This is a genomic window from Delftia sp. WSY_16 (assembly GCF_043104415.1).
Classification (GTDB): Bacteria; Pseudomonadota; Gammaproteobacteria; order Burkholderiales; family Burkholderiaceae_C; genus Comamonas; species Comamonas tsuruhatensis.
In genome coordinates this window covers 44,257-58,178 of record NZ_JBICKS010000041.1, presented here as the reverse complement: position 1 = coordinate 58,178, position 13,922 = coordinate 44,257, and the positions used below count along the sequence as shown (strand labels likewise).

Annotated in this window: 12 protein-coding genes and 1 other RNA gene; 7 read left to right on the top strand and 6 right to left on the bottom strand. The window is 66.7% G+C overall.

Annotated features, from left to right (window positions below; genetic code table 11):
* Positions 1 to 75 precede the first annotated feature (75 nt).
* An RNA gene (ffs, locus tag ACF8O7_RS24995) (signal recognition particle sRNA small type) lies at positions 76 to 172 on the top strand.
* 65 nt (positions 173 to 237) lie between these two features.
* Here the strand turns inward: ffs and ACF8O7_RS24990 are convergent.
* A complete protein-coding gene (locus ACF8O7_RS24990) occupies positions 238 to 1,614 on the bottom strand; it encodes a TIGR03862 family flavoprotein (RefSeq protein WP_160851911.1) in 1,377 nt (458 codons plus the stop codon).
* A 271-nt stretch (positions 1,615 to 1,885) separates the two neighbouring features.
* On the opposite strand from ACF8O7_RS24990, the gene trxA reads away from it, so the two are divergent.
* On the top strand, positions 1,886 to 2,218 hold the full coding sequence (gene trxA, locus ACF8O7_RS24985) for a thioredoxin TrxA (RefSeq protein ID WP_016447450.1): 333 nt from the start codon (positions 1,886 to 1,888) through the stop codon (positions 2,216 to 2,218).
* A gap of 267 nt (positions 2,219 to 2,485) precedes the next feature.
* Entirely contained in the window at positions 2,486 to 3,748 is a 1,263-nt protein-coding gene (rho, locus tag ACF8O7_RS24980; protein ID WP_016447451.1) for a transcription termination factor Rho, read from the top strand.
* A 64-nt stretch (positions 3,749 to 3,812) separates the two neighbouring features.
* Here rho and ACF8O7_RS24975 read toward each other — a convergent pair whose 3' ends face one another.
* Positions 3,813 to 5,222, bottom strand: coding sequence for a CoA transferase (locus tag ACF8O7_RS24975; RefSeq protein WP_392444544.1), 1,410 nt, complete (start codon positions 5,220 to 5,222; stop codon positions 3,813 to 3,815).
* A 100-nt stretch (positions 5,223 to 5,322) separates the two neighbouring features.
* On the opposite strand from ACF8O7_RS24975, the gene ACF8O7_RS24970 reads away from it, so the two are divergent.
* The 4 genes from ACF8O7_RS24970 (at position 5,323) to ACF8O7_RS24955 (ending at position 10,135) form a co-directional block, all read left to right on the top strand.
* Positions 5,323 to 6,516, top strand: coding sequence for a citrate synthase family protein (locus ACF8O7_RS24970; RefSeq protein ID WP_016447453.1), 1,194 nt, complete (start codon positions 5,323 to 5,325; stop codon positions 6,514 to 6,516).
* Positions 6,517 to 6,630: 114 nt separating this feature from the next.
* Positions 6,631 to 6,876 (top strand): type B 50S ribosomal protein L31, encoded by a 246-nt coding sequence (locus ACF8O7_RS24965; protein WP_012206708.1) that lies wholly within the window; start codon positions 6,631 to 6,633, stop codon positions 6,874 to 6,876.
* Between the two features lie 155 nt (positions 6,877 to 7,031).
* Positions 7,032 to 8,771 carry a hypothetical protein gene (locus ACF8O7_RS24960; RefSeq protein ID WP_392444540.1) on the top strand — a complete coding sequence of 580 codons (1,740 nt, stop codon included), beginning with the start codon at positions 7,032 to 7,034 and terminating at the stop codon, positions 8,769 to 8,771.
* Entirely contained in the window at positions 8,768 to 10,135 is a 1,368-nt protein-coding gene (locus tag ACF8O7_RS24955; protein WP_392444538.1) for an MATE family efflux transporter, read from the top strand. The genes ACF8O7_RS24960 and ACF8O7_RS24955 overlap by 4 nt, the downstream gene beginning before the upstream one ends.
* Positions 10,136 to 10,163: 28 nt before the next feature.
* Here the strand turns inward: ACF8O7_RS24955 and phoR are convergent, their stop codons facing one another.
* The 4 genes from phoR to pstB form a co-directional block, all read right to left on the bottom strand.
* On the bottom strand, positions 10,164 to 11,558 hold the full coding sequence (gene phoR, locus ACF8O7_RS24950; protein ID WP_016447456.1) for a phosphate regulon sensor histidine kinase PhoR: 1,395 nt from the start codon (positions 11,556 to 11,558) through the stop codon (positions 10,164 to 10,166).
* Positions 11,559 to 11,678: 120 nt separating this feature from the next.
* Positions 11,679 to 12,374 (bottom strand): phosphate regulon transcriptional regulator PhoB, encoded by a 696-nt coding sequence (gene phoB, locus ACF8O7_RS24945; RefSeq protein WP_016447457.1) that lies wholly within the window; start codon positions 12,372 to 12,374, stop codon positions 11,679 to 11,681.
* Between the two features lie 20 nt (positions 12,375 to 12,394).
* Positions 12,395 to 13,096 carry a phosphate signaling complex protein PhoU gene (phoU, locus tag ACF8O7_RS24940; RefSeq protein ID WP_016447458.1) on the bottom strand — a complete coding sequence of 234 codons (702 nt, stop codon included), beginning with the start codon at positions 13,094 to 13,096 and terminating at the stop codon, positions 12,395 to 12,397.
* A gap of 13 nt (positions 13,097 to 13,109) precedes the next feature.
* Positions 13,110 to 13,892 carry a phosphate ABC transporter ATP-binding protein PstB gene (gene pstB, locus ACF8O7_RS24935; protein WP_016447459.1) on the bottom strand — a complete coding sequence of 261 codons (783 nt, stop codon included), beginning with the start codon at positions 13,890 to 13,892 and terminating at the stop codon, positions 13,110 to 13,112.
* Between the last annotated feature and the right edge of the window lie 30 nt (positions 13,893 to 13,922).

Sequence of the window (13,922 nt, the reverse complement as noted above, 5' to 3'; positions counted from 1 at the left end):
CCCTCGCCCGGTGCGCCCGGGTTTGGCCGGCCTTGTCGCCCGGGCAGCCCGGTGTTTGCCCCTATAATCGAGAGTGACGGGCCTCCTCGCATGGGGAAGCGGCCAACCGGGTCAGGTGGGGAACCAAGCAGCCCTAACCGTGAAACCAGTGCCGAGGGCAAGGCTCGTCACCTTCCATTGAACAGCAGGCCCTGCGGGCGCCTGCCCCGTCCACGCCCGCAGCGGCCCCTTCTCTCCTCAACGCGTCTCGCCATCCACCTTCAGATAGCGGGCAACGCCCTGTGCCGCGTGCACGCCGCTGGCCATGCATGCCGTCAGCAGGTAGCCACCCGTGGGAGCCTCCCAGTCCAGCATTTCGCCGGCACAGAAAACGCCGGGCGCAGCCACGCACATGCCATTGGCATCCAGCGCCTGCAGCCGCACGCCACCTGCGGTGCTGATGGCCTCGTCGATGGGCCGGGCCGCCACCAAGGTGATGGGCAGGGCCTTGATGGCCTGGGCCAGCCGCGCGGGATCGGCCACGCCGTCCTTGCCCAGCACCTCATGCAGCACGGCGGCCTTGATGCCGTCCAGGCCCAGGCGCCCCTTCAGATGGCTGGCCAGGCTGCGTGAGCCGCGCGGATGGCGCACCTCCGCCAGCACGCGCTCGGGTGTCAACTGGGGCAGCAGGTCGAGATGGACGGTGGCATGCCCGTCGCGCGCAATGGCTTCGCGCAGCGCGGCAGAGACGGCATAGACCAGGCTGCCCTCCACGCCCGTGGTCGTGGCCACAAATTCGCCCTTGCGCGAGAAAACGTTGCCCTGGCCATCATCAAAGGACAGCGCCACCGACTTGAAAGGCTGGCCGGCAAAGCGCTCGGTGAAATAAGGGCTCCAGCCGCGCGCAGGCTGGGGGCTAGCCCCCAGCAGCTCGGCCATGAACTCCCTGCGATCGATCTGCCCGCCCGGCGCCGCACCGCCCAGGCCCACATCGAACCCGCAGTTGGAGGGCTTCAACGCAGCGACTTCCACGCCGCGCTGCTCCAGCCAGGGCATCCAGGCGCCATCCGAGCCCAGCCGCGCCCAGCTGCCGCCGCCCAGCGCCAGCACCACGGCCTTCGCGTGCACCTGCAGCCGCCCTTCGGGGGTATCAAAGCCCAGCGCATCGCCATCCCGCCAACCCAGCCAGCGGTGGCGCGTGTGCAGGACCACGCCCTGGGTCTGCAGACGCACCAGCCAGGCACGCAGCAAGGGCGCAGCCTTCATGTCCTTGGGGAATACGCGGCCCGAACTGCCCACAAAGGTTTCCACGCCCAGCTCGCCGGCCCAGGCACGCAGCTGATCCGGGGGCAGCAGCTCCAGCCAGCGCGAGACCTCGGCACTGCGCTCGCCATAGCGGGAGACAAAGGCGGGCAGGTTTTCGGAATGGGTCAGGTTGAGCCCGCCCTTGCCGGCCATGAGGAACTTGCGTCCTGCGGAGGACTTGGCCTCGAACACATGGACAGTCAGCCCCTTGCCGGCCAGCCCTTCGGCCGCCATCAGGCCCGCAGGCCCGGCGCCGATCACCGCCACATCGCAGTCCATCGTGCGCGCCGCCGCGCTGTGTTCAAAAGCATCCATCACATCAGTTCCCATTCCAAGCTCGCATTCAACTTTGCGCTGCCGGCAGACTCATATGCCTGCAGCGCGGGCGCGCAGAATACCCTGCCGCAGGCCGGCCTGCGCGCAGGCGCCACTAATTCCCGATGACCCCGCAACCCTGCTGCCGCCCCGTAAACAGCTATGACAGTCATAGCATCCAGCTACCGCCCATACGGTGCAGCAGGTGATAGGTTTCTGTCACAATCATTTCGCGGTGCGGATTTTCCTGCGCCTTCCTCATTGCGAAAAATCAAGGACATCACCCATGGCCAGCGAACTGATCAAACACATCTCCGACGCAAGCTTTGAAGCTGACGTCTTGCAACCCGGCTCCACGGTGCTGGTCGATTACTGGGCCGAATGGTGCGGTCCCTGCAAGATGATCGCCCCCATCCTCGACGAAGCAGCCCAGACCTACAAGGACAAGCTGTCCATCGCCAAGATGAATGTGGACGAGAACCGCGAGATCCCGGCCAAGTTCGGCATCCGCGGCATCCCCACGCTGATGCTGTTCAAGGACGGCCAGCTGGCTGCCACCAAGGTCGGCGCGCTCAACAAGGCACAGCTGTCTGCTTTCCTGGACCAGCACCTGGCCTGATTCTCCTGGCTGCCCCCTACACCGGGGCAGCCAAACATGCGGCCCGGCGCTGACCGCTGCACCGCATCGCACTGGCGCACAAACCCTGCGCCAGCGCAAATTTCCCTATGACCTGCGGATTTTTTCCTGTCATAATGCCCTTCATCACCGGCCTTATGCATCGAAGGCCGCGCTGAGACCCTCAGGCAAGCCAGCCCACTTCCACAGTGTTTCGCTTGGCTCAACGCCTCCCCCTGGTTTCTTTCCACTCCGTTCTGGAGTCTCTCCATGCACCTTAATGAACTCAAGGCACTGCACGTGTCTGAAGTCCTGAAGCAGGCCGAAGCGCTTGAGATCGAAAACGTCGGTCGCATGCGCAAGCAAGAGTTGATGTTCGCCATCATCAAAAAGCGCGCCAAGGCCGGGGAACAAGTGTTCGCCGACGGCGTGCTGGAAATCCTGCCGGATGGTTTCGGCTTCCTGCGCAGCCCCGACACCAGCTACACGGCCAGCACCGACGACATCTACATCTCGCCCAGCCAGGTCCGCCGCTTCAACCTGCACACCGGCGACATGATCGAAGGCGAAGTGCGCACACCCAAGGATGGCGAGCGCTACTTTGCCCTGACCAAGCTCGACTCCGTCAATGGCGGCTCGCCCGAGCAGAACAAGCACAAGGTGCTGTTCGAGAATCTGACCCCCCTGTTCCCCACCCAGCAGCTGCGCCTGGAGCGCGAGATCAAGGGCGAGGAGAACATCACCGGCCGCATCATCGACATCATCGCCCCCATCGGCCGCGGCCAGCGCGCGCTGATCGTCGCGCCGCCCAAGAGCGGCAAGACCATGATGATGCAGAGCATCGCCCACGCCATCACGGCCAACCATCCCGACGTTCACCTGATGGTGCTGCTGGTCGATGAGCGCCCCGAGGAAGTGACCGAGATGCAGCGCTCGGTCAAGGGCGAGATCATCGCCTCCACCTTCGACGAGCCCGCCACGCGCCACGTGCACGTGGCCGAGATGGTGATCGAGCGCGCCAAGCGCCTGGTCGAACTCAAGAAGGACGTGGTCATCCTGCTGGACTCCATCACCCGCCTGGCCCGCGCCTACAACAACGTCGTGCCCTCGTCGGGCAAGGTGCTGTCGGGCGGCGTGGACTCCAACGCGCTGCAGCGCCCCAAGCGCTTCTTCGGCGCGGCGCGCAATGTGGAAGAAGGCGGCTCGCTGACCATCATCGCCACGGCCCTGGTCGATACCGGCAGCCGCATGGACGAAGTGATCTTCGAAGAGTTCAAGGGCACGGGCAACAGCGAACTGGCCCTGAACCGCCGCCTCTACGAAAAGCGCGTGTTCCCCGCCATCGAACTCAACAAGAGCGGCACGCGCCGCGAAGAACTGCTGCTGGCTCCCGAGATCCTGCAGAAGACGCGCATCCTGCGCCAGTTCATGTACAACATGGACGAGATCGAGGCCATGGAGCTGATGATCAAGAACATGCGGGCCACCAAGACCAACGTGGACTTCTTCGACATGATGCGCCGCGGCGGCTGATCTCAGAGATCCAGCCCACGGCACCTGCGAACGCCTCGCTCACGCGGGGCGTTTTGCATTCAGCTCACCATGCAGCGGCAGCCGTACCCAGGGCGCAAGCCGCACGCTCCCAGTGCATGGGGGCGCCCGCCACCTCCACCGGCGCCCGCAGGCGCCGCGCGGGCCCCCAGGAAGTGGCCTCGACGGCCGCGCCGAAATCCGCACAACCGTCCACCGGCGCCAGCGTGCAGGGGTCCGGATCACCGACGCCCTGCCCCGCCAGGAGATGGGCCGTGCGCGCCAGCGAAGCTCGCACCGAGCTTCCGCCCAGCCCCTGGCTGCGCCGCACCAGCGCCATCACCACGGCGGCCGCCATCAGATAACCCGTTGCATGATCCAACGCCTGCAGCGGCAACGGCATGGGCCGGTCGCGGCCCAGCCGGTGCATGCCCGCATCGGCAATGCCGGCGCTCATCTGCACCAGACTGTCGAAACCGCGCCGCTGCTGCCAGGGCCCGCTCCAGCCATAGGCATTGAGCGACACGTCGATGAGCGAAGGATTCACCTGCCGACGCCACGCGGCATCGAATCCCAGGCCTTCCAGCGCGCCGTCCCGGTAGCCATGGACCAGCGCATCGGCCCCGGCCAGCAGTTGCGCGAACACGGCACGATGCTGTGGCGCCCGCAGATCCAGCCGGGCACAGCGCTTGCCCAGCGTGACCTCGGGCACCGTGCCGGGCTCCTCCCAGCCCGGCGGATCGATGCGCAACACCTCGGCGCCGTGACCCGCCAGCCATCGCGTGGCAGCGGGGCCGGCCAGAATGCGCGTCAGGTCCAGCACGCGCAGCCCCTGCAGCGGGCGCCTGGCCGATGGCTGCCAGGCACCCGCATGCCGGCTCGATTGCGGATGCGGATGTGGATGCATCTGCCACGCCAGCAAGGGCTCCCGCTGCACTGCGCGACCCTGCGGGTGCGCGGCCCATTCAGACAGCCCGCGCATGGCTGCGGCACAGCCGCCTTGCGCCACAACGGCCGACTCCAGTTCTTGTGCTGCCCAGCGCTCGACCGCGGCAGCCACGGCCTCGCGTTCGGCGGGCGCATCCAGAACGGCCAGTGCCGCTGCACGGTGATGGGGCGCATTGGTATGCAGGCGAATCCAGCCGTCCGCCGTGCGGTAGTCGCCGGCCACGGAATCCCACAGCGCGGGCATCTCCCAGCCCTGCGGATGCAGGCTATGGCCAAACCACAAGGAGGCAAGCCTGCGATCCACCACCACACGCGGCGCTGCAGCGTCGAGCTGCGCGATCAACTCGGATAGGCAAAGGCCTGCCACGCCCAGGCTGGCGGCCGCCAGATCGGAGACTGGGAACACGGAGGCCAAGGACCCACGACCTCGCTGCTCCAGACGTTGGAGCGCCACCGGATCACCATCCAGCGCCTCCCAGATCTGGCCGGTGCAATGGTCGAAAGCGCAGGGAAAAGGGAGACGGGACATGGAGCACTCCTGGCAGCTGAAACAAGGCTTGGAGCTCGCACCATAGGTTCCTGGTAAATATTGTCAATATTGATTCAATTAATCAACATATGATCGACCCATGCCCGACTACCTGAACTCCACCGAGGCCACCGCGCTGCTGGGCGTGAGCCGTGCCACGCTGTACGCCTATGTCAGCCGAGGCCTGCTGCAGGCCCACGCCGCAGACACGCCGCGCCAAAGCCGCTACCTGCGCGAAGAGGTCGAGCAGCTCGCACGCCAGCGCGGCCAGGGCCGCAAGCCGCGCGAAGTGGCGCAGGCCGCGCTCAGCTGGGGCCTGCCGGTACTGGAGTCCACGATCACATTGATAGAAAAGGGCCGCCTGTACTACCGGGGCGAGGACGCCGTGCACTGGGCGCGAACCCGCACGCTGGAGGAGACAGCCGCCCTCCTGTGGCAATGCCCGACCCAGGCAGCCTTCGCTGCAAACGCCGTGGAGGCCGCGCCTTTGCTGTCCGACCTGCAGCAGCGCATGGCAGGCCAACCGTGCGAAAACACATTGCTGCCCCTGTTCACCGTCGCCAGCGATGACACGGCCACCGCTGCCTGGCAGCAATCACCCGAACGGCTGGCGGCAGGCTGCGGTGCGCTGTTGCGCCTGCTGGCTGCCTGCCTGCTGGGCACCGTGCCGGACAAGGCCGCCATCCATCTGCAGTGCGCACGGGCCTGGAAGCTGGATGCGCCAGGCGCGGACCTCGTGCGCATGGCCCTGGTGCTGTGCGCCGACCATGAACTCAACGCATCAGGCTTCACGGCGCGCTGCGTGGCCTCCACGGGCGCAAGCCTGCGCGCTGCCGTGGTGGGAGGCCTTGCCGCCTTGACAGGCGGGCGCCACGGCGGCACGACCGCGCGCGTGGAAGCGCTGTGGGACGAGGTGGGCGAGCAGCAGATCGCCACCCGCCTGCGCCAGCGTCTGGCGCGCGGCGAATCCCTGCCCGGCTTCGGCCACCACCTCTACCCAGATGGCGACGTGCGTGCCGCCCTGCTGCTTGACATGCTGCCGGCGCATGGCCCGGCAACGATGCTGGCCAAGGAGGTGATGGCGCTGACGGGGCAGGCGCCTTCGGTCGATTTCGCGCTGGTGGCCCTGCGGCGGCATCTGCAGCTGCCACCGGGCAGCGCCTTCGGCCTGTTCGCGCTGGGCCGCTGCGCCGGCTGGCTGGCGCAGGCGCTGGAGCAGCGCGCCACCCGGCAAATCATCCGTCCGCGCGCGGCGTACACGGGCCCCAGGCCTGCGGGTTTGGCACGGAACTGAGCACTATGCGATAATGCAGGGCTTTTTCTTGCGGAAAGTACGCTTGATTTGAACCGCTACAAAGGTTGCAGCGGGTCAGGCACGGCTACCGCACTTGCATCAGAAGGAAAGATCATGAAAGAAGGCATCCACCCCAACTACCGCGAAGTGCTGTTCGTGGACCTGTCCAACGGCTTCAAGTTCGTGACCCGCTCCTGCGTGAACACGAAGGAAACCGAAACCTTCGAAGGCAAGGACTACCCCCTGTTCAAGCTGGACACCTCGTCCGAGTCGCACCCCTTCTACACCGGCACGCAAAAGTCGGTGGACAACATGGGCGGCCGTGTGGAGCGCTTCCGCAACCGTTTCGGCAAGAAGTAAATCCTGCTTCTCCGGCCAGAAGGGCAGCACGGGCAACCGCGCTGCCCTTTTGTTTTTCGCAGTCCGGCCAATCCATGCCGGCCAGGCATGCCCCATTCTTTTCGAGGCCCTTGCTTCGCGTATTCTTGCGCCCTCCGTTGCAGAAAGTCCTGTGAGTGAACCAGCCCACCCCTGCCATCGTTGCCCAAAGCGCCGTGCGCCGCCTGCCGCGCTGGTCGCTGCTGCTGCTGTGCCTGGCCTATGTCGTGCCCGGATATGTGGGGCGCAGCCCCTGGCGCATGGCCGACATGGAGGCCTTCGGCTACATGCGGGAGCTGGCCCTGGGCCATACCTCCTGGCTGGCACCGCGCATGGCGGGGCTGCTGCCCGAATCCGAAGGCCTGCTCTCGTACTGGCTCGGTGCGCTGGCCATGCAGGGAGCACCTTCCTGGCTGCACCCGGAGATGGCGGCACGCCTGCCCTTCATCGCCATGCTGGTGATCACGCTGGCGGCCACCTGGTGGGGCGTGTACTACCTGGCGCGCACACCGGGCGCACGCCCCGTGGCCTTTGCCTTTGGCGGTGAGGCCCAGCCTACCGACTATGCGCGCGCCATGGCCGACGGAGGGTTGCTGGCCCTGGTGGCCTGCCTGGGCCTGGCCCAGCTCTCCCACGAAACCACCAGCTACATGACCCAGCTGGGCTGCGCGGCCCTGCTGTTCTTTGCCGCCGCCGCCATGCCCTACCACGGCCGCACGGCCACGCTGGCATTACTCCTGGGCCTGCCCGGCCTGGCACTGAGCGGCGCGCCGACCGTGGCCACGCTGTTCGGCCTGGGCGGTACCGCCATGGCTTTCTTCTCGCGCACCTGGGGCGACGAAGCCACGCCCGCCCCACGCGCATCACGCCTGTGGACCGTGCTGTGGCTGGCGGTGACGATCTTGGCGGCCGCACTGTCCTGGTGGCTGGACCAGTGGGCCTGGCGCGTGGTGGACAGCGGCACTGCCAAGGAATGGCAAAGCCTGGTCAGGCTGCTGCTGTGGTTCAGCTGGCCCGCCTGGCCGCTGGCACTGTGGACGCTGTGGGTCTGGCGTCGCCAGATCGCCACGCCCCGGCGCTATCCCCATCTGGCGCTGCCGCTGTGGTTTGCCATCATTCCGGTGATCGCTTCGTTGAGCACGCTGCCAGCAGACCGCGCCCTGCTGCTGGGCCTGCCCGCCATCGCCACGCTGGCGGCCTTTGCCCTGCCCACGCTGCGCCGCAGCATCAGCGCCCTGATCGACTGGTTCACCCTGCTGTTCTTCAGCGCCGCGGCCATTGCCATCTGGGTGATCTGGCTTTCGCTGCAGACCGGCATTCCCGCCAAGCCCGCCGCCAATGTGGCAAGGCTGGCCCCGCAGTTCACGCCGGACTTCTCGGTGCTGTCCTTCGCCGTGGCGGTGGCCGCCACCCTGGCCTGGTGTGTGCTCGTGGCCTGGCGCACCTCGCGCAACCGTGCGGCCATCTGGAAGAGCCTGGTGCTGCCCGCCAGTGGCGCCACGCTGGCCTGGCTGCTGCTGATGACGCTGTGGCTGCCGCTGATGGACCATGCGCGCAGCTTCGAGCCACAGATGCGCCTGGTACTGGCCGAACTGCCCAGGGACGGCAGCTGCGTTCAAACCTATGGCCTGCCGCGCGCCCACATTGCCGCGCTGCGCTACTACGGTGACATCGATACCCAGCGCCTGAGCATGGCCGGTGCCGCGCGCTGCGACTGGATGGTGGCCGAGGAAGAAACCTGGCTGGATCCTCACAGCGCACGTCTGCAGGCCACCTGGGAGACCGTGGCCCGCGTGGTACGCCCCACCGACCGCAAGGACTTCCTTCTGGTCTTGAAACGCAGGCCTGAGGCGAGGCCCGTCCAGGTCAAGCCATGAACCTGCCAGCGCACGCCCCCCTGAGCGCTGAGCGACGCACCATTGCCCAGCATGCCTTGACCGTGCTGGCCGGGCAGTTGGCCGTGATGGCCTTCGGCGTGACCGACACCATCGTGGCGGGCCGCTATTCAGAGGAGGCGCTGGCGGCGCTGTCCGTGGGATCGGCCATCTTCGTGAGCGTCTACGTCTCTCTGATGGGCATTTTCCAGGCCCTGCTGCCGCTGTGGGCCGAGCACCGCGGCGCCGGACAGCCCCAGGTCATAGGCCGCACGCTGCGGCAGGCCATGTACATGCTGCTGGCGGCCTGCGCCGTGGGCATGGGCGTGCTGCTGTTTCCCGATGCACTGCTGCGCTGGGCCGATGTTCCGCTGCCGCTGCAGGTGCAGGTGCGGGCCTATCTCTCGGTGCTGGCCTGGAGCCTGCCGGCCGCCCTGCTGTTTCGCATCTACAGCACGCTCAACCAGGCGCTGGGCCACCCCTTGCTGGTGACCTGGCTGCAGCTGCTGTCGCTGCTGCTGAAAATCCCCCTGTCGATCTGGCTGGCCTTTGGCGGCGCCGGCCTGCCTGCGCTGGGCGCCGAGGGCTGTGCCTGGGCCACGCTGGTGGTGAACTACGCCATGGTCGCCCTCGCATTCGTGCTGATGCGCAGCCAGAGTCTGTATGCGCCCCTGGCGCTGTGGCAGCGCATGGAGCCCCCGAACTGGCCGCAACTGGCGCAGTTCGCTCGACTGGGCGTTCCTGCAGGGCTGGCAATTTTGGTGGAGGTGACCTCGTTCACGCTGATGGCCTTGTTCGTGGCGCGCCAGGGCACGCTGGCCTCGGCCAGCCACCAGATCGCCGCCAACCTTGCGGCGCTGTGCTACATGGTGCCTCTGTCACTGGCCATTGCCACCAGCGCACGGGTCAGCTACTGGCGCGGCGCCGGCGACGAGGTCACGGCGCGGCGCCTGGTCGCCATGGGCTGGCGACTGGCGGCAATGGGCGGATTGGTGCTGGCCTGTGCACTGTTTCTTTCCCGCGAGGGCCTGGCCCGCATCTACAGCGGCAACCCCGAGGTGGTGGCCATCACCGCCAGCCTGCTGGCCTGGGTGGCTGCCTACCATGTGGCGGACGCCATCCAGACTTTCTGCATCTTCGTGCTGCGCTGCTACCGCATCACCGTGGCGCCGCTGGTCATCTATTGCCTGCTGCTATGGGGTGGCGGTCTGGCCGGCGGATACTGGCTGGCCTATGGCACGGACAGCGTCCTGCCCGCCTGGCTGCACCCGGGCACGCCCGCCCCCTTCTGGGCCGGCAGCGCCTGTGCGCTGCTGGTGACCGCCGTGGTGTTCAGCGCGGTCGTACGCAAGGCCACAAACCGCTGAGCGGGTAGCGGCCATCCGTCAGAGCGCGCTATGCGGCGCGGCTGCCCCGGCTGTCGCTGCTGTCACGGGCCTCGGGCGCAGGAATGCGTACCCGGCTGGCCGGAAAGGTCACCGAAAACTCCGATCCCTGGCCCGGCGCGCTGGTGATGCCCAGCTTGGCACCATGGCGCTGCAGCACATGCTTGACGATGGCCAGGCCCAGGCCCGTGCCGCCGGTATCGCGCGAACGGCTGCGGTCCACGCGGTAAAAGCGTTCCGTCAGGCGCGCCAGGTGCTTGGGCTCGATCCCTGGCCCGGAGTCCTGCACGGCAAAGCGTGCCGATCCATCGGGCAAGGTCTCCCAGGTGACGTCGATGCGCCCGCCTGCCGGTGTGTAGCGCATAGCGTTGGCCAGCAGGTTGGAGAAGGCGCTTTGCAGCTCGGCGCTGGCGCCAGCAACCTCGCCGGCCTGCGCCAGCATCTCGGCCGACGGAAAGCTCAGCGCATGCGGCAGGGATTGCTTGCGCGTCAGCATGGACGACAGGCCGCGCGCCTCGTTTTCGCAGCGCTGCATGAGCTGGGCCACGGGCACCCATTCGTTGCTGCTGGGCAGCGGACTGCCCTCCAGGCGCGACAGCGCCAGCAGGTCTTCCACCAGATGCTGCATGCGCTCGGCCTGCTGGGCCATCAGGCCCAGGTAGCGGTTGCGTTCCTCGGGCTCCAGCGGCAGGTTCTGCAGCGTCTCGACAAAGCCCACGAGCACGGTCAGCGGCGTGCGGATTTCATGCGAGACGTTGGCCACGAAGTCACGGCGCATGGCCTCGGCCTGCTCCACCGCGGTCACATCGCGCGCCAGCAGCAGCTTGCGCCCTTCGCCATAGCCGTACAGTTGCACCGACAGCTTGACGGGGCGCGAGGCCGTGCTTTCGCGGCCCTGCATGACCAGATCGCGCGAGAAATCCTGGGTGGCGAAATAGGCGCTGAACTCGGGGTCGCGCACCAGGTTGCCAATGCTTTGCAGCAGGTCGCGTTCGGCATCGAAGCCGAACTGGCGCGCCGCGATCTGGTTGCACCATTCGATGCGGCCGTCGGCATCCAGCAGGACCACGCCGTTGGGACTGGCCTGCAGGGCAGAAAGAATGTCATTGAGCCGCTGGTCGCCCTGCTGCACCTGCTGCACGCTCTGGCGCAGCCAGCGGCGCATGCGCACGCTGGCTTCTCCCCAGATGCCGCTGAGTTCAGGCGCCTCCCGCAGCTCCGACTGGCGCAGCCAGGACAGCAGGCGCATGGCGTTCCAGCTGTCCACCAGCCACCAGATCCAACCCGCGCACAACGCACCCGCCAGGGCCGCCACGGCCTGTGACGCCATGCCAGGGCTGGAGGCCGCCATGGCGCCCCACAGCCACCATCCCAGCAATGCGCCCGCGATCTGGGACGCCAACAAGCGAAAACCTCGCCAACCCATACTTGCGCCTTCTTTGCGTTGTATTCGCTGCCTGGGGCAGCGGCGCCCGGGCATGGCCTGCGGGGGCCATGCGTGGATTCATTGGAACGCAGGACCGCCTCAGGCCAGCGCCTGCGCGCTGAGCCGGTAGCCGGCGCCCCGCACCGTTTCGATCAATGCACCGGCCATGCCCAGCGCCTCACGCAGCCGCTTGACGTGGACGTCCACCGTACGCTCCTCGATGAAGACGTGATCGCCCCAGACCTTGTCCAGCAACTGGGCACGGCTGTGCACACGCTCGGGGTGCTTCATCAGATAGTGCAGCAGCTTGAACTCGGTGGGGCCCACCTTGATCATGTCGCCCTGCCAGCTCACGCGGTGCGCGGCGGCGTCGAGCACCAGCTCGCCGATGCTGACCTTGTCCTGGATCTGCTCGGGCGCGCGGCGCCGCAGCACGGCACGGATGCGCGCCAGCAGCTCCTGGGTCGAGAAAGGCTTGGTGATGTAGTCATCGGCACCCGCATCGAGCCCCGCCACCTTGTCCGGCTCATCGCCGCGCGCCGTGAGCATCAGGATGGGCACGGCCTTGGTGCGGCTGTCGGCGCGCCACTTGCGCGCCAGGGCCAGACCGCTGGCACCGGGCAGCATCCAGTCGAGCAGGATCACGTCGGGCAGCACGGCATCGAGCTCGCGCTGCGCGGTCACGCCGTCCTCGGCCCAGACCGGCTGGAAGCCGTTGTGCCGCAGGTTGACAGCGATCAGCTCCGCGATGGCGGGCTCGTCCTCGACGATAAGGACCATGGGCATCTTCTTCATCCGTTGTTCGCCTCCGGCACTTACAGCACTGCCGACTCGATGGCATCCATGGTCTGGTGGCGGACATCCTTGCCCTCCACCAGATAGATGATCAGCTCGGCCACATTCTTGGAGTGGTCACCGATGCGCTCAATGGCCTTGGCCAGGAACAGCAGGTCCAGGCTGGCCGAGATGGTGCGCGGGTCTTCCATCATGTAGGTGATGAGCTTTCGCACGAAGCCGTCGAACTCCTGGTCGATCAGGTCATCTTCCTTGAGGATGGCCACGGCCGCCTTGGTGTCCAGCCGCGCAAAGGCGTCCAGCGTCTTGCGCAGCAGGCCCGAGGCCATCTCGGCCGCAGTGCGCAGGTCGCCCGTGGGCAGGGAGCGTGCGGCGCCGCTTTCGATGATGGACTTGACCATGCGCGCCATCTTGTGCGCTTCGTCGCCCATGCGCTCCAGGTTGGCCGTGGCCTTGGAGAAGGCGATCAGCAGGCGCAGATCGCGCGCCGTGGGCTGGCGCCGGGCAATGATGGACGACAGTTCGTGGTCGATCTCCACTTCCATGGCATTGACGCGCTTTTCTGCGGCATCGACTTGCTCCACGGCCTCGATGCTGAAGCGCGACAGCGCATAGACGGCCTGGCGGATCTGGGACTCGACCAGGCCGCCGAGTTCCATGACGCGCGCCGAGACGCGGTTGAGTTCGCTGTCGAACTGGCTGGAAAGGTGTTTTTCGGTCATCGATGGCTCCTGCTCAGCCGAAGCGGCCGGTGATGTAGTCTTCCGTTTCCTTGCGCTGGGGCTTGAAGAACATCTGCTCGGTGTCTCCGAATTCCACCAGGTCGCCCAGGTACATGTAGGCCGTGTAGTCGCTGCAGCGGGCCGCCTGCTGCATGTTGTGCGTGACGATGACGACGGTGTAGTCGTTCTTCAGTTCGGCAATCAGCTCCTCGATCTTGGCCGTGGAGATCGGGTCCAGGGCCGAGCAGGGCTCGTCGAGCAGCAGCACTTCGGGCTTGATGGCAATGCCGCGTGCAATGCACAGGCGCTGCTGCTGGCCGCCGGACAGGCCCGAGCCGCTTTGCTGCAGCTTGTCCTTGACCTCGCCCCACAGGGCCGCCTTGCGCAGTGCCCATTCCACACGGTCGTCCATGTCGGAGGAGCTGAGGTTTTCAAACAGCTTCACGCCGAAGGCGATGTTGTCGTAGATGGACATGGGAAACGGCGTGGGCTTCTGGAACACCATGCCGACCTTGGCACGGATCAGCGCCACGTCCTGCTTGCTGGTCAGCAGGTTCTCGCCGTCCAGCAAGATCTGGCCTTCGGCGCGCTGCTCGGGATACAGCTCGAACATGCGGTTGAAGGTGCGCAGCAGCGTGGACTTGCCGCAGCCCGACGGGCCGATGAAAGCCGTGACCTTCTTTTCGGGAATGTCCAGGTTGATGCCCTTCAAGGCGTGGAACTTGCCGTAGTAGAAGTTCAGGTCGCGCACCGTCAGCTTGGAAGAGGTCAGCGCGCTGGAAGAGGTCGCAGTCATTGCGGAATCCTTGTCCTGGTTGATTGCTTG